Source organism: Stenotrophomonas sp. NRRL B-14846 (genome assembly GCF_050473585.1).
Classification (GTDB): Bacteria; Pseudomonadota; Gammaproteobacteria; order Xanthomonadales; family Xanthomonadaceae; genus Stenotrophomonas.
The window spans coordinates 3,619,729-3,634,861 of the sequence record NZ_JBFLUN010000022.1; the positions used below are offsets into that span (position 1 = coordinate 3,619,729).

A 15,133-nucleotide genomic window follows, 5' to 3' on the forward strand; every position below is an offset into this window, starting at 1 on the left:
AACGCTCCCGGGCCACGGCCCTGAGGGCCGTAGTCGGAATGGGCGGGGGAGGAGCGGTGTTACGAGGGAGTCATGGGGCGACGATGCTGGCGGAGTCGCCCTCCTGGCCGATCAGTACGGCGTTGGCCCAGTTGGCGCAGACCTGGGCGGGTTGGCTGCCCTGCGCACCCAGCGTGCGCAGGCTCAGGGTGGAAAGGCCTCGGATGTCCAGCTCCGGCTTGACCACGCCGGGCGCCTTCACCAGGCCGCTGTCGTACAGCAGGCGGTTGTCACCCCAGACCTGGAACTGCAGGCCACCGGCGTTGCGGCAGGCGTCGTCGATGCCGAGGTCGGCGCGCAGCAGGTGCCAGCCGCCCTGCAGGCGCAGGTCGATGCGGCTGTTGGCGCCGACGCCCAGGCCACGGCGGAACTGCAGCCCGTTCATGCGCATGCCGGCGTCGCCACGGAAGGACTGGTCGGTGCGCACCTGGCTGGCCAGCGCGGCCGGCACCGGCAGCTCGGAGAGATAGCGCTGCCGGGCCGGTCGCTCCGGTTCCTGGTGTTCAAGAATGTGGAAGGTGGACAGTGCGATCGGGCCGACATCGCGCGGCTGCAATGCATCGAACGCGCGGGCGCTGCCCTGTGCGGCGGTCACCATCGGGTCGGTGCTGCTGGCGCCGTCGCCTTCGGGGTTCTGCACGCTCAGCACGCGGAAGCGCAGCAGGCGACCGGCGTGGGCCGGGAAGTCGATGCGCTGCACGCCTTCCTTCAGCTGCAGGCGGCCGCGGGCGATCGGCTCGCCCCACTCGCCATTGCTGTCGCCCAGATACACCTCGTAGTCGCGGACCTGGCCGTGCTTCCAGTTCTTGTCGTTGCGCGGCGCGATGTCGATGCCATCGATCATCTTCCGCTCGCCGAAGCCGATCACCCACTCATGCGCGCCGGTGCGCACGGCCTGGTTGCGCACGCTGCGGAACCAGGTGCCCGGATCATCATCGAAGGCATTTTCCAGCGCATGGCCGGGCTCTTCGGCCGGGCGGTTGACCACCAGCAGGCTGTCGGCCGGCAGTTCGCGGCCCAGCACAGGCGCGGCCGGATAGGCATCGTCGGCGGCTGCGGCAGCGACTGCGAAGTCCAGCTGCAGCTGCAGCGGCTGGCGGATGTCCTGTGTGGCCGTGCGCACATGCAGCGTGCCGCGGCGCTTCTGCGCGTCGAAGTACCAGCCTTCGTTGGCGCTGTTGAAGGCGGCGGCATCGGCCAGCGCCGGCAGCGCGCGACCACCGGCCTGCACCGCGCGCGGCGCCTGGCGGCTGAGCACGCGCAGGCCATAGCGGCGCTGCGCCAGCTGGCCGTTGTACTGGCCTTGCACGGCGTCGATCTGCACCTGCACCGGACCACTGCCCTGCGCCGGCGCCTGCACGCGGATCTGCTGCGTGCTCGATTCGCCCTGCTGGTAGCGGCGGGTGTTGCCGTCGTCTTCATACAGCGTGTACTGCGAATCGCCCTGCGGGTACAGGTCGAACGTCACTTCATCGAGAGGCTTCTCGCCGTCGAACAGCATCGACGGGTACATCGGCAGGATCGCACCGGCACGCACGAACACCGGCAGCGTGGCCAAGTCCACCTGGCGGTCGAGCTGGCGGCCATCGGCGGCGGCCTGCACGCGGCGGCCGTCCCAGTAGTCGATCCAGCCGCCGGCCGGCAGGTGGATGTCGCGGCGCCAGCCACGGCTGGCCGCCTGGCTGCGGTACACCGGCGCCACCAGCAGGTCGCGGCCGAGCAGGAACTGGTACTTGTAGGTTTCATCCTGCGCGTGCGGGTCGCGCGGGTTGTCCCACATCAGGCCACGCACCGGCGGTGCACCGGTCTGCGCGGCCTCGTGCACCAGCCCGTACATGTACGGGGTCAGGCGCATCTTCAACTTCAGGTAATCGCGGTTGATGCTGCGGTAGGGCTCGTCGTACCACCAAGGGTGCTTGCGCGCATTCGACGACCAGCCGCTCATGCCCATCAGCACCGGGGTGAATGCCTTCCACTGCAGGTCGCGGGTAAAGGTCTCGGCGCTGCCGCCGAAGATCGCATCGACGTCGCCGCTGGCGTAGGCCATGCCGGACAGCCCCGAACCGACCAGGGTCGGTACATGCCAGCGGATGTAGTCCCAGCTGCTGCTCTGATCGCCGGTCCAGGCCACCGCGTAACGCTGGATGCCGGCCCAGCCCATCACCGTCCACAGGAACGGGCGCGAATCGGAATTGTCGAGGATGCCGTTGAACGCCTGGCGGTTGGCATCCATCGCGAACTGGTAGCCCTTGCCGGTCCAGGCCACGTCCAGCTTCTGCACGCGGCTGCCGGCCTTGCCCACTTCCCAGGCGATCTTGTCGACCCCGTTCTCGGTCCACAGGCCGGTGCGGAAGCCGTAACCGGCCAGGCCCTTCACCGTTTCCGGCAACTGCTTGTAGCCGCAGCCGTAACCATCGTTGGGCAGGATCCAGCCACCGGGCATGTCGTTGGCGCGGTACTGCTTGGCCACGCTGTCGATCACATCCGGCGTGGTGCCGGTCGGGCCGTCGCTCCAGCCTTCAGGCACGGTGCCGGGCTTCTTGCGGTTGTCGCCGTCGTTGTAGCAATCGGCATCGCCGTAGGACAGCGCCCAGCGCGCCACCATGTTGGGGCGACCGGTCAGCTGGGTGTAGCGTTCGATCAGCTTCGGCAGATCGGCGCCTACGAAGTAATAGGCATCGAAGCGGTCTTCGCGATGCAGCAGCGTGGCCTGGTCGGCCTCGCGCAGATCGTAGCTTCCATCGCTCCAGGTATTGCGCAACATGCCCCAGCCGCGGCTGCTCAGCAGCATCGGTGCCGGGCTGGGGCGGTCGCCCTCTTCCCAGCCGCCGGAGTAGGACACTTCCAGCTCGCGGCCCTTGAACTGGTAGCGGCCGTTCTGCTGGCCACCGCCGTAATAGCCTTCGTCGGCCTGCGAGGACAGCACCTGCACGCTCTGCGTGGCATCCAGGTCCAGTGGTTGCAGCTCCTGCCAGAGGGCGGTGGGCTGGCCGTTGTCCAGCCGCTCCAGGCGCAGGCGCAGCGGCTGCCGTTGTACATGCAGCACCAGTGCATCGGTGCGCACGCGGATCTCCTGCGCGTCTTCTTCCAGCTGCGCCTGCACGTTCGCCTTGGGCTGCGGCAGCACGATCGGTGCGGCCTTGTCGCCGGAACCGGTCAACTTGCCGTTGCGGCCGGCCTGCACGCGGATGATGTCGGTGGCCGGCAGCTCGATGCGGATGCGCGCGCCCTTGTCGGTCTGCAGGTCCCAACCCTGCACGCCGTCGCGGCTGTCGCTGGCGGCCACCGAACGCAGATTGCCGACCGGCTCGGCCCGGGCCGGCATGGACGCCAGCATCAATGCCGGCAACAGGGCCAGCATCAGCGGCGAGCGACGAACGCAGTTTTCCACGCGGACTCCCAACCCGTTCACCGGGCGTTTCGAAAGCGGTTGGGCCGACTCTAGGGCAGCGATTCGAAAGATGTCAACAAATTGAAAGGAAAAAGGAAGATATATTCCATTGAAACGAAAGTTGTTGCGCCGCAATACTTTGTGTAAGCGCTTGCAGGTGCCTGTTAAGCGTTGTGCGATACGGCATTTCGTCGGTCCTTTCGTTTTCCCGGGCACCTCACGACGCGGAAAGTCACTCACCCATTTTCTTTCCTTTTACTTTCGATGTTTGACATTTCGAAAGAAAACACTGATGGTGCGCTGGCCCAACTGGAACCTCCGAATGGACGTCACCCTGCTTTCCGATGTGTCCGCCTGGCAGCGCCTTGGCGGAGCCGATACCGCTACCGAAATCGCCCAGCAGCCCGCGCTGTGGGACGCCCTCGCACAGGACCTGTCGCGTGCCCGCGACCGCCTGCAGGCCTTCCTTGGCGACAGCCTCAACGATCCCAACCAGCGCGTGCTGTTCACCGGCGCCGGCAGCTCCGGCTTCATCGCCGAGATGGTGGCCGATGCGATCAACGCGCAGTGGCCAGCCGATGTGCGCGTGGTGCACACCACCAGCCTGCTGACCCACCCGGCGCTGTACCTGCAGCGCGACCGCCCGACCCTGCTGGTCTCGTTCGGCCGCAGCGGCTCCAGCCCGGAGAGCGTGGCGGCAGTGGACCGCGTGCGCAGCGACGTGGATGACGCGCGCTTCCTCGACATCACCTGCAATGCCGATGGCGAACTGGCCCGTCGTGGCGCCGGCCGTGCCGATACCTGCACCCTGCTGATGCCGTCGGCCAGCTGCGACCGCGCCTTCGCCATGACCAGCAGCCTGACCTGCATGCTGCTGGCCGCGCTGACCGTGTTCGATCGTTCGCCGTGGGATGCGCGCGTGGCGCGCCTGAAGCAGATCGCCGCGCTGGCCCGCGAAGGCCAGGCACAGTGGGATGCACCGGTGGCGGCGCTGGCGCAACGCCCGTTCAATCGCGTGATCTACCTCGGCAGCGGCCCGCTGGAAGCGCTGGCACGCGAGTGCGCGCTGAAGGTGCTGGAGCTGACCGCCGGCCGCGTGCTGGCGCTGGCCAACACCCCGCTGGGCTTCCGCCATGGCCCGAAATCGACGCTGGACGGCAACACCCTGGTGGTGGTGCTGCGCAGCGTGCAGCCGCTGGCGCGCCGCTACGAACAGGACCTGCTGGAAGAACTGCGCCGCGACGGCGTGGCCGGCCAGGTCCTGGCGATCGGCCCGCATTCGGACATCGGTGCCGACGACGAATACACACTCATCGTGCCGGCACTGGACGATCCGTGGCTGGCACCGGTGTGGCTGGGCTTTGCGCAGCTGTTCGCGCTGCAGCGCTCGGCCGCGCTCGGCCTGACCCCGGACAACCCGTTCCCGGACGGCACCGTCAACCGCGTCGTCAAGGGCGTCACCATCCACCATGGCTGAGCTGATCGCCCACGCCTGCTACGGCATCGACATCGGCGGCACCAAGATTGAGCTGGTGGCGTGCGATGCGACGATGCAGGTCACCTGGCGCCGCCGGGTGGCCACGCCGCAGGGCGACTACGACGGTTTCCTGCAGGCGGTGGTAGCGCTGGTGGCCGAGGCAGACGCTGCACTTGGCCGCAGTGATGCGGCCATCGGCATCGCCCTGCCCGGTGTGCGCGACCGCCGCAGTGGCCGCCAGCTGAGCGCGAATGTGCCGGCGTTGACCGGCCACAGCGTGGCGGCCGACCTGCAGGCGCGCCTGCAGCGCCCACTGCATTTCGGCAACGACCTGCAGTGCTTTGCCCTTTCCGAAGCGCACGGCGGCGCCGCCGATGGCTACCCCAGCATGTTCGGCGCCATCCTCGGCACGGGTGCGGGTGGTGGTTTCTGCCTGCACGGCCGCCTGCTGTCCGGCTTCAACGGCCTGGCCGGCGAATGGGGCCACTGGAGCGTGCCCGGCCACCTGCTGCAACGCCACGGCCTGCCGCTGATCGACTGCGCCTGCGGCCTGCAGGGCTGCGTGGAGCGTTATGTGTCCGGCAGTGGCGTGGCGATGATCGAGCGTCACCTCGGTGGCAGCGCCGCCGACGCCAGCGCGGTGATCGCCCTGGCTGAAGCCGGTGATGCGCGCGCGCGCAACGCGCTGGACATCCATCGCGACCTGCTCGGCCACAGCCTGGCCGCGCTGGTGCTGGCGCTGGACCCGCACGTGATCGTGCTCGGCGGCGGTCTTTCGCAGTACGCACCGCTGTACGAGCACCTGCCCGCCGCCATCGCCGCCCATCTGTTCAAGGGCGTGCAGGTGCCACCGATCGTGCCGCCACGCTTCGGCGATGCCGGCGGCGCACGTGGTGCTGCCCTGCTCGCCTGCCAACCCTCGTTTTCCTGATGTCCGGAGCCTGACCATGTCCCCGTTGCAGACCCTGCTTGCCTCCCACCGCGCCGGTGCCAACGTCGGCCTGTACAGCGTCTGCTGCAGCAACGAGCAGGTGCTGCGCGCGGCCATGCACGTCGCGCAGGCACATGGCACCGTGCTGCTGGTCGAGGCCACCTCCAACCAGGTCGACCAGTTCGGCGGCTACACCGGCATGACCCCGCCGCAGTACCGCGATTACGTCCGCACCCTGGCCCACGAAGAAGGCTTCCCGCGCGAACGGCTGATCCTGGGCGGTGACCATCTCGGCCCGAATGCCTGGCAGAAGCGCCCGGCCGCCGAAGCGATGACCCACGCGCGCGTGCTGATCGAAGCCTACGTCGCCGCCGGTTTCCACAAGATCCACCTCGACTGCAGCATGTCCTGCGCCGATGATCCGGTGCCGCTGCCCGATGCCATCGTTGCCGCGCGCTCGGCCGAGCTGGCCGAGATCGCCGAACGCACCGCCGCCGAACACGGCCTGCCGCCGCCGGTCTACGTGATCGGTACCGAAGTGCCGATTCCCGGTGGCGAAGCCTCGCTGGCCGAAGGCCTGCAGGTGACCACGCCGGCCGCAGCCGCGCAGACCCTGGCCATCCACCAGCAGGCGTTCGACACGCCGCAGCTGCGCGATGCGTGGCAGCGCGTGATCGCGATGGTGGTGCAGCCGGGCGTGGACTTCGACCACAGCAGCGTGCACGAATACGACCCGGCCGCCGCCAGCACGCTGGCCGGCTTCCTCGAACAGCAGCCGCGCATCGTGTTCGAAGCGCATTCCACCGACTACCAGCGCGAAAGTGGCCTGCACGCGCTGGTACGTGACCACTTCGCCATCCTCAAGGTCGGCCCGGCTGCCACCTTCGCCTATCGCGAGGCACTGTTCGCGCTGGCCGCGATCGAGGCCGAGCTGCTGCCAGCCGCGCAGTGCTCGCGCCTGCCGCAGGTGCTGGACGAGGTGATGGTGGCGCAGCCGAAGTACTGGCAGTCCTACTACCAGGGCGATGAGGCCGCGCTGCGCCTGCTGCGCCACTATTCCTTCAGCGACCGCTGCCGCTACTACTGGGGCGAGCCAGCGCTGGTGCAGGCGGTGCAGACCCTGTTCGGCAACCTGGAGCAGCACGCGCCGCCGCTGGTGCTGCTCAGCCAGTACCTGCCGGAGCAGTACCGCGCCGTGCGCGAAGGCCGCCTGGCCAACACCCCCACCGCACTGGTGCAGCACCGCATCGGCCTGTGCCTGGGCGAGTACGCCCGCGCCTGCAGCGCCAACCAGGCCGGAGCCCGCGTGCAGAGCGCTGGTTCGGCTGCCGGCGCTGCTGTGAACGGCTAATCTCTACCTTTTCCCGCGAAACCGAGAATGGCCATGCGCAACACCCGCTCCCGCCGGCAACAGATCCTGCAGCTGCTGATCGAGCACGGCTCGGTGCAGGTGGCCGATCTGGTCGAGCGCTTCGGCGTGTCGGCGGTGACCATCCGTGCCGACCTGACCCACTTCGAGTCGCAGGGCCTGGCCAACCGTACCCACGGTGGTGCCACGCTCGTTCGTACGCCGCCGCAGGAACAGGACATCCACGAAAAGGACGCGCTGAACCTGCCGCTGAAGGAATCGATCGGTGCGCGCGCCGCGCGCCTGGTGCAGCCCGGCGACAACATCATCATCGACTCCGGCTCGACCACGATGACCCTGGCCCGCCACCTGCGCGCGCATCGCGACGTGACGGTGATGACCAACGGCCTGAACATCGCCTGGGAACTGGCCAATGCCGCGGGCATCACCGTGCTGCTGACCGGTGGCCTGCTGCGCCAGCAGTCGCTGTCGCTGCAGGGCAGCCAGGCCGAGGCCAGCCTCAACTCGTACAGCTTCGACACCCTGTTCCTGGGCGTGGACGGCCTGGACCTGCAGTTCGGCCTGACCACCCACGACGAGGCCGAAGCCCGCCTCAACCACCGCATGGTCGAGCGCGCGCGCCGCATCGTGGTGCTGACCGACGCCTCCAAGTTCGGCCGCGTCAGCCTGCACCGCATCGCCCTGCTGGATCAGATCCACGCCATCATCACCGACGCCGGCATCGACGATGCGACCCGCGAAGGGCTGCAGCGGCTGGGCATCGAAGTGATCATCGCCGAGCCCACCGCATGACCGACACCCGCACCCTGCATGGCCGCATCCTCACCCCGCTGGGTTGGCGGCGCGGGCACGTCCACTTCGATTCGCGCGTGCGCCAGCTGCAGGTGGATGACCACAGCGGTGCTGACGATCTGCAGCTGCCGGTGATCCTGCCCGGCTTCATCGACCTGCATGTGCACGGCGCGGCCGGCGTGGACCTGATGCAGGGCGGCGACGTGGCACGCACCATCGCCCGCACCCATCTGCGCTTCGGTACCACCACGCTGCTGGCGACCACCATGACCGCCGGGCTGGACGAGATCGAGCACGCGCTGCAGGGTGTGGCCGCCACCATGGCGGCGCCCGATGCCGACGCCGCCTGCATTGCCGGCGTGCATCTGGAAGGCCCGTTCATCAGCCCGCAGCGGCTGGGTGCGCAGCCCAACCGTACGATCGAAGCAACACTGGCGCTGGTGCAGCAGCTGCATGCGCTGGCACCGATCCGGGTGATGACGCTGGCCCCGGAAATCGGCGAGCACACCGCGCTGATACCTGCGCTTTCGGCGATGGGCATCCGCGTGCAGCTTGGCCACAGCGCCGGCACCTACGAGGAAGGCGTGGCCGCGCTGCAGGCCGGCGCCTCCGGCTTCACCCACCTGTTCAATGGCATGACCGGCGTCGATCACTATCGCCCGGGCATCGCCGCAGCGGCGCTGGCACATGCACAGTACGCCGAGATCATCCCCGACCTGCAGCACATCCACCCCGGCGTGATCCGCCTGGCCGCGCGTGCGATCCCGCGCCTGTACGCGGTGACCGACGCCACCGCCGCCACCGGCATGCCCGATGGCGAGTACGCGCTGGGCGAGCAGCGCGTGCACAAGTGCGGCGGCTGCGTACGCCTGGCGACCGGTTCGCTGGCCGGCAGCGCGCTGACCATGGACCAGGCGCTGCGCAATCTGGTGCAAGTGGGCCTGGAGCTGGCCGATGCCTCGCAGCGTGTTTCCACCTTCCCCGCCGCGTATCTCGGCCTGGACGATCGCGGCCGCATCGCGCCCGACGCCCGCGCCGACCTGGTGGTGCTGGATGCCGAACTGCGCCTGCAGCAGGTGGTTGTCGGCGGGCACGTCGTTGATCTGACCTGACGCACGCGATGCGGCCCGGACGCCGCGCGGACTCCCTGTAGAGCCGAGCCATGCTCGGCTCACCGCGCGAAGCGCGGCGTGGGGAACCTCGATATCGGAACGGAAAGCAGCCGAGCATGGCTCGGCTCTACATGAAGCGCGCAAGCGCAATGCCTCAGCCACGCACCATCCCCGTTATTCCAGGAATACGCCGATGACCGCAGCCGCCGCACCTGCCGTACCCGCTTCCACCGCCCCGCGCTGGCCCGTACGCTACCTGCTCTTCATCGGCGGCCTCGGTGGCCTGCTGTACGGCATCGACATCGGCATCATCGCCGGCGCCCTGCCCTACCTGGAGGCAACGGCCAGCCACGCGTGGCAGCTCAGCAGCCAGCAGCTCGGTTTTGTCGTGGCTGCGGTGCTGCTGGGCAGTGTTTTGTCCTCGCTGTTCGCCGGCATGGTCGCCGACCTGATCGGCCGCCGCGGCGCGATGCTGCTGGCCGGCCTGCTGTTCACCGCCTCGATTCCGATCATGGCGTTGGCTTCGGGCTACACGCCGCTGCTGCTCGGCCGGCTGCTGCAGGGCATCAGTGGCGGCCTGATCGGCGTGGTGATTCCGCTGTACCTGGCCGAAGTGCTCAGCCCCGAACGACGCGGGCGCGGCGCGGCGATGTTCCAGCTGCTGCTGACCGTCGGCCTGGTGCTGGCGGCGCTGATCGGCCTGTACCAGGCCCATGCAGTGGATGCCGCCGCCGAAGCCGTGCGCTCACTGCCGGTCGCGCAGCAGGCGCAGGAGCTGTTTGCGGTGAAGGACCACGCCTGGCGCACCATCTTCTGGACGTGCCTGGCGCCGGGCCTGCTGTTCTGCGCCGGCATCTTCTGGCTGTCCGAGTCACCGCGCTGGCTGGTGCGGCGCGGCCGCATCGATGACGCGCGCCGCAGCCTGCAGCGCGTGCTGCCGGCTGCGGAGGTGGACCCCACGCTTGCACAGATCCAGGCGCCGGAATCGCGCAGCAGCAGCGGCAAGCGCGACCCGCTGCTCAGCCGCCGCTACGTGGTGCCGTTCCTGCTCGCCTGCGTGGTGCTGGCCTGCACCCAGGCCACTGGCATCAACTCGGTGCTGGCCTACGCAGTGAACATCCTCAACCAGGCGGGCCTGTCCGGCTCGGTGGCCAACGGCGCCGACGTGGCGATCAAGCTGCTCAATGCGGTGATGACCGTGGTCGCGCTGCTGCTGGTCGACCGCAAGGGCCGCAAGTTCCTGCTGATGCTCGGCAGCGGCGGCATCTGCGTGGCCCTGCTGGCCGCCGCCACGCTGTTCTTCCAGGCCGAACGCGGCCGTACCGACGTGCAGCCGCAGCTGCGGGCGGCGGTGAGCGGCGACGGCCTGCAGCTGGTGCTGGATGACGCGCAGTGGCGGCGCTTGGGCGCTGGCATCGACAGTGAAGGCAGGCCGCTGCAGCTGACCGTGTCGTATGCCTACGGCGACTTCACCAATGTGCGCGCCCTGCGCAGCGACAACCTGACCGACCGCGAGCTGCGCATCGAGCGTGCCGGCACCGTGCAGCCAGACAGCGTGATCGGCGCGTTCTTCCGCAAACTGCATCTGAACCCGTTCGCCGACCCGGCCAAGGCCGCACAGGCACCGCTGCGCATCGAGCAGGCACGCATCGGCCCGGTGCCGCCGCCGGCCCACGGCTGGGCGGTGGCCGCCTGCATCCTGATGTTCGTCGCGTTCTTCGCGGTCGGCCCCGGCGTCTGCGTGTGGCTGGCACTGTCGGAGTTGATGCCCAACCGCATCCGATCCAATGGCATGAGCATCGCGCTGCTGATCAACCAGTTCGTGTCCACCACCATCGCCGCCATCTTCCTGCCCACGGTGGGCCACTACGGCTACGCCAGCATGTTCGTGTTCTGGGCGGCGTGCACCTTCGTGTTCTTCCTGGTAGCCGCATTCTGGCTGCCGGAGACCAAGGGCAAGTCGCTGGAAGAAATCGAGGCCCGCTTCGCACGGTAGCAGTCGGCCTGGGTCGACCCCCGCGCGCAGCGCGGGGTCGCAGGCGCGCCCGTCATTCGCCGGTGATGTGCCTGGCCAGCGCCTGCGCTTCGGCAACGCTGGACAGCCCGCTCAGCATCATCGATTCGCCGAACGGCCCCTGCACGGTTGCCACCATCAGCACGCGGCCGTCCACGCTGATCGCCGCGCGCTGGCCCACCAGGGCAGCGGTGCCATCGTGGATGCGTTGATGCGCCTCCGGCCGATAGCGGATCTGCAGTCCCGGCTGCTTGCCTTCCTCCAGCACATAGCGCACATCGGCGATGTCCGCGCTGCCGGCAATCGGCGGCTCGCGCAGGGCCAGCGTCTCGCCCTGCCACTGCGCGGGCGTGCCCTTGCCGGTTGCGTCGACCGCACTCAGGCGCACGTCCACACCGGCGCGCGGCGCATGCTCCTTGCCTGCCAGCGCACCGGGCGCGGCACCTGGCATGCATCCGGCCAGCACCAGCGCTGCCCCCAGCAGAAGCGGAAGCGCAACCCTCACTTCAGCTTCCGCAGCTTGAACGCCACCAGCACCTGCAACAGCCCGTACAGCAGGCTGCCGATGCCGATCCACAGCGTGGTCACCGCCACGCCTGCATACGGATTGGCAGCGAACAGCAGGCCCAGCACCACCGCCAGCACGCCACTGAGAATCAGCAGCCACTCGCCCTGGATCTGCTTGCGTACGCGGATCGCGAACACGATGCGATAGATGCCGGCCACCAGCAGCCATGCCGCCAGGAACAGCACCAGCACGCTGGCGGTGGCCAGCGGATTGATCACCGCCAGGATGCCGAAACCCAGCGAGGCGATGGCATACAGTGCCAGCCAGCCACGCGACGCACCGCTGCCGCCGCTGACCAGTGCGAACAGGCTGATGACACCTTCAACGATGGCCATCACGCCCAGCGTCCACGCCAGTGCCATCGCCGCCGACAGCGGCCAGCCGATGGCGATGATGCCGAAGCCCAGCGCAACCAGCCCATACAGCAGCAGGATCCACCAGCTGCGACCCACCGCCGACAACAAGGGAGACAAAGGGGAATTCATGGCCACTCCTTCGATCCGGAACCGGCCTCATCCTAGCCCCTGGCGATGAAGAGGACGATCACGGCACCCGCGCACACACCCATACTCGCACCTCTTCAGCGCCCACGCAGCGCAGCGTTTCGGCAATCTCCATCACCGTACTGCCGGTGGTCATCACGTCGTCGACCACGGTCAGTCGCGGTGGCACCGGACTGCGTACATCGAACGCATCGAACAGGTTCTCCCGGCGCTGTTCGGCCGTGCGTTCGGACTGCGGCGCCGTATGCCGCTGCCGGTACAGCCCGTGCCAGACCGGCATCGGCAGCAGGCGACACAGTTCGGCGGCCTGGTTGTAGCCGCGCTGGCGCAGGCGGCGCCGGTGCAGCGGTACCGGCACCAGCGGTGGGCATGACCAGGGCGCCGGTGCCCGCTGCATCAACTGCGCCAGCAGGCGGCCGGCCGCCAGGTCCTGATGAAACTTGTAGCGCACCAACAGCTGGTCGACCGGTGGCAGGTACAACAAGCTGGCATGGGTGGCCGTCTGCGGTGGGGCTTCCTCGCGGCAGCTGCCGCAGACGATCAACGCCGTGTCGGGCAACGGCAACGCACAGCGCAGGCAGGCGCGGCCGGACCACGGCAGGTCGGCAAGGCAGGTGCGGCACAGGTCAAGATCATCGTGGCCCGGGTCGCCGCAGACCAGACACCGCAATGGCAACAGAACGCGAAGCAGCGCACGGGGGACGGTGCTTGCCAGGTGCAGGACGTTGATGCGCATGCGCCAGCCTTCCATCGCTGCGCTGGCTTCGCCATCGGCGAAGCACGTGCTGCGGTGTCGGCGCTATCCGTCATCGCGTCCCCGTCAGGAAGGACGTTCGCGATGTCCAGCATCCGACGGCGGCGCAGCCGGCATCATCAACAACTCCGCCAACCCACGGTAGATAGGCACCCGGCACACCAGCCCGGACACACCACGCGCGATCAACACCGTGGCAAGTATCGGCAGCAGCAGATCGCCGCTGTCGGTCAGCTCCAGCGAGATCACCGCCGACGTCAGCGGTGCCTGGGTGACGCCGGTCAGGTAGGCACACATGCCCAGCAGCACGAACGCACGCGGATCCACGCCCGGCATCAACACCGCCAGGTTATGCCCAAGGCCGGCACCGACCGCCAGCGCCGGCGAGAACAGGCCACCGGGGATACCCGCCACGTAGGACGCCAGATTCGCCAGCAGCTTCATCAGACCGAATTCATGGCCCACCATCGCCTGCCCCTGCACCAGGCTGCGCGCCTGCTCGTAGCCGGTACCGAACGCGCCTTCGCCAAACGTCAACGCCAGCGCCACCACCACCAGGCCGCAGCCTGCTGCCAGCAGCACGGGATGCCGCTGCCGCAGCTGGCCCAGCCAGCGCGGACGACCCGCTGCACTCGCCAGCACCGCGCGCGCGAACAATCCACCCAGCAATCCGGCCACTGCGCCGCACAGCAGGATCGCCAGCCAGCCCTGTCCCAGCGGCAGCCGCGCACTCACATGACCGAAGTAGGTGTAGTTGCCGAGCAGGCCGAGCGACACCACGCCACCGACGATCACTGCGGTCAGCAAGGTGCCGGAGAACCGATGCTCGAAACGGCCGCTGAGCTCCTCGATGGCAAAGACGATACCGGCCAGCGGTGTGTTGAATGCCGCCGCAATGCCCGCCGCGCCGCCCGCCAGCAGGAAGTGCGAGAGCTCGCGTGGATCCCTGAAGCCGAACCAGCGGCCGAACAGGTACATCAGGCTGGCACCCACATGCACGGTGGGCCCTTCGCGTCCGACCGACGCGCCTCCAAGCAGCGACAACGAGGTCAGCAGCAGCTTGCCCGCCGAGACCGCGGGCGAAAGATTGGTCTTCCGGAACGACTCATCCGGCTTGTCCAACGCAGCGATGACCTGCGGAATACCGCTGCCCCGCGTGGGCTTCAGCACACCAGAAGTGAGCCAGGCCAACAACGCGAAGATGCCCGGTGTGAGCAGCAGGGCCCACCACGGCGAATGCGAGGTGATGCGCTGGAACAGGTGGAAGGCCGCATCGCTGGCCTTGGCGAACAGGATGGCCACCAGTGCCACGGCCACGGCGCCGCCCCAGAGTGCGGCGCGGCGGCGCCAGGCCTCACTGAGAACCAGCGCGGTGATGCGGCCGCGGAGGCGATGGAGATCGGTCATGCGGGGCAGTCTGGACGCTGCGGAGGAAGGCGGACAGCGGCTACTGTGGCTGAAGGCCTTGCAGGATGCGGTGAAATGCCCGTCCATGGATCCTGCTGACAGCCTGCCCCGTGCGTGCACCGCTAGACCGGCAGGCGCTCCCGCCACCGGCGCTTTTCCACGCTGCGCACGTTGGGCTGCTGCCGCAGCCACTCCAGATAGAGCGGCAGATGTGCCAACTCATCATCGCTCGCATCACCGGTGAACTCACGCACCTCGACCAGGTTTCCGTAGTTTCTGGCGTACTTGCTGGGCGTGTCGTCGATACCGATCATCTGCTCCAACCGGAAGCCGTGACGCTTCAGCTTGCCCAGCCGCTTCTGCGACGCATAGCCGCCAGTGTCCCAGTCACGCGCCGTGCTGCGCCGCTGCGCGGACCACAGGAATGCGAGCGGGCGGCCCGGCATCAGGCGGGCCACCAGCGGCTCTGCGTACAACTGCCCGGAAGACGTCCACACCCCCACCGTGAAATGGGCGAAGGCATAGTCGAGGAACGCCTGCAGGTGCGGCCGCAGGTAGACGTGGTAGCCGACAAGGCGGAAGTCCGCCGGCCGCTCCAGTTCGCGCTCACTCGCGTGCACCAACGTCTCATCCAGGTCGAGTACCAGCAGCTTTCCACCTGGCGGCATTGCGCCCGATCCGGTGCTCATCAGCAGACACTCGGCGTATCGACGGCCACCACGCTGCCAGTGCTGACGAGGTCGGGATGGCAGGGAAAGCGGGGCAGATTCATGGCC

General features: G+C 68.5%; 12 protein-coding genes. 6 read left to right on the forward strand and 6 right to left on the reverse strand.

Annotated features, from left to right (window positions below; genetic code table 11):
* Positions 1 to 70: 70 nt before the first annotated feature.
* Positions 71 to 3,430, reverse strand: coding sequence for a TIM-barrel domain-containing protein (locus AB1281_RS18900; RefSeq protein WP_430346679.1), 3,360 nt, complete (start codon positions 3,428 to 3,430; stop codon positions 71 to 73).
* Between the two features lie 322 nt (positions 3,431 to 3,752).
* On the opposite strand from AB1281_RS18900, the gene AB1281_RS18905 reads away from it, so the two are divergent.
* From AB1281_RS18905 to AB1281_RS18930, 6 genes are all read left to right on the forward strand, one after another.
* Complete coding sequence (locus tag AB1281_RS18905) at positions 3,753 to 4,907, forward strand: SIS domain-containing protein (protein WP_430346680.1); 1,155 nt, start codon at positions 3,753 to 3,755, stop codon at positions 4,905 to 4,907.
* On the forward strand, positions 4,900 to 5,838 hold the full coding sequence (locus AB1281_RS18910; protein ID WP_430346681.1) for an ROK family protein: 939 nt from the start codon (positions 4,900 to 4,902) through the stop codon (positions 5,836 to 5,838). Before AB1281_RS18905 ends, AB1281_RS18910 begins: the two co-directional genes overlap by 8 nt.
* A gap of 16 nt (positions 5,839 to 5,854) precedes the next feature.
* Entirely contained in the window at positions 5,855 to 7,189 is a 1,335-nt protein-coding gene (locus AB1281_RS18915; RefSeq protein WP_430346682.1) for a D-tagatose-bisphosphate aldolase, class II, non-catalytic subunit, read from the forward strand.
* Between the two features lie 33 nt (positions 7,190 to 7,222).
* Entirely contained in the window at positions 7,223 to 7,999 is a 777-nt protein-coding gene (locus AB1281_RS18920) for a DeoR family transcriptional regulator (protein WP_014038836.1), read from the forward strand.
* Positions 7,996 to 9,111 carry an N-acetylglucosamine-6-phosphate deacetylase gene (gene nagA, locus AB1281_RS18925; RefSeq protein WP_430346683.1) on the forward strand — a complete coding sequence of 372 codons (1,116 nt, stop codon included), beginning with the start codon at positions 7,996 to 7,998 and terminating at the stop codon, positions 9,109 to 9,111. Before AB1281_RS18920 ends, nagA begins: the two co-directional genes overlap by 4 nt.
* Before the next feature lie 193 nt (positions 9,112 to 9,304).
* Positions 9,305 to 11,107, forward strand: coding sequence for an MFS transporter (locus AB1281_RS18930; RefSeq protein WP_430346684.1), 1,803 nt, complete (start codon positions 9,305 to 9,307; stop codon positions 11,105 to 11,107).
* Positions 11,108 to 11,159: 52 nt separating this feature from the next.
* Here AB1281_RS18930 and AB1281_RS18935 read toward each other — a convergent pair whose 3' ends face one another.
* The 5 genes from AB1281_RS18935 to AB1281_RS18955 form a co-directional block, all read right to left on the reverse strand.
* The gene (locus tag AB1281_RS18935; protein ID WP_430346685.1) at positions 11,160 to 11,630 is read right to left on the reverse strand and encodes a SecDF P1 head subdomain-containing protein; all 471 of its coding nucleotides are present in this window, start codon (positions 11,628 to 11,630) and stop codon (positions 11,160 to 11,162) included.
* The gene (locus tag AB1281_RS18940) at positions 11,627 to 12,178 is read right to left on the reverse strand and encodes an HdeD family acid-resistance protein (RefSeq protein ID WP_049400854.1); all 552 of its coding nucleotides are present in this window, start codon (positions 12,176 to 12,178) and stop codon (positions 11,627 to 11,629) included. Before AB1281_RS18940 ends, AB1281_RS18935 begins: the two co-directional genes overlap by 4 nt.
* Positions 12,179 to 12,236: 58 nt before the next feature.
* Entirely contained in the window at positions 12,237 to 12,932 is a 696-nt protein-coding gene (locus AB1281_RS18945) for a ComF family protein (RefSeq protein ID WP_430346686.1), read from the reverse strand.
* An 84-nt stretch (positions 12,933 to 13,016) separates the two neighbouring features.
* Complete coding sequence (locus AB1281_RS18950; RefSeq protein WP_430346687.1) at positions 13,017 to 14,357, reverse strand: chloride channel protein; 1,341 nt, start codon at positions 14,355 to 14,357, stop codon at positions 13,017 to 13,019.
* A 122-nt stretch (positions 14,358 to 14,479) separates the two neighbouring features.
* Positions 14,480 to 15,025: an NIF family HAD-type phosphatase gene (locus AB1281_RS18955; protein WP_430346688.1), complete on the reverse strand. Its 546-nt coding sequence runs from the start codon at positions 15,023 to 15,025 to the stop codon at positions 14,480 to 14,482.
* Between the last annotated feature and the right edge of the window lie 108 nt (positions 15,026 to 15,133).

Excerpts from the sequence above, each read along its gene's own strand:
- AB1281_RS18905 (WP_430346680.1), top strand. The coding sequence starts at position 3,753 with ATGGACGTCACCCTGCTTTCCGATGTGTCCGCCTGGCAGCGCCTTGGC.
- AB1281_RS18910 (WP_430346681.1), top strand. The coding sequence starts at position 4,900 with ATGGCTGAGCTGATCGCCCACGCCTGCTACGGCATCGACATCGGCGGC.
- AB1281_RS18915 (WP_430346682.1), top strand. The coding sequence starts at position 5,855 with ATGTCCCCGTTGCAGACCCTGCTTGCCTCCCACCGCGCCGGTGCCAAC.
- AB1281_RS18920 (WP_014038836.1), top strand. The coding sequence starts at position 7,223 with ATGCGCAACACCCGCTCCCGCCGGCAACAGATCCTGCAGCTGCTGATC.
- nagA (WP_430346683.1), top strand. The coding sequence starts at position 7,996 with ATGACCGACACCCGCACCCTGCATGGCCGCATCCTCACCCCGCTGGGT.
- AB1281_RS18930 (WP_430346684.1), top strand. The coding sequence starts at position 9,305 with ATGACCGCAGCCGCCGCACCTGCCGTACCCGCTTCCACCGCCCCGCGC.
- AB1281_RS18940 (WP_049400854.1), bottom strand. The coding sequence starts at position 12,178 with ATGAATTCCCCTTTGTCTCCCTTGTTGTCGGCGGTGGGTCGCAGCTGG.
- AB1281_RS18945 (WP_430346686.1), bottom strand. The coding sequence starts at position 12,932 with ATGCGCATCAACGTCCTGCACCTGGCAAGCACCGTCCCCCGTGCGCTG.
- AB1281_RS18950 (WP_430346687.1), bottom strand. The coding sequence starts at position 14,357 with ATGACCGATCTCCATCGCCTCCGCGGCCGCATCACCGCGCTGGTTCTC.
- AB1281_RS18955 (WP_430346688.1), bottom strand. The coding sequence starts at position 15,025 with ATGCCGCCAGGTGGAAAGCTGCTGGTACTCGACCTGGATGAGACGTTG.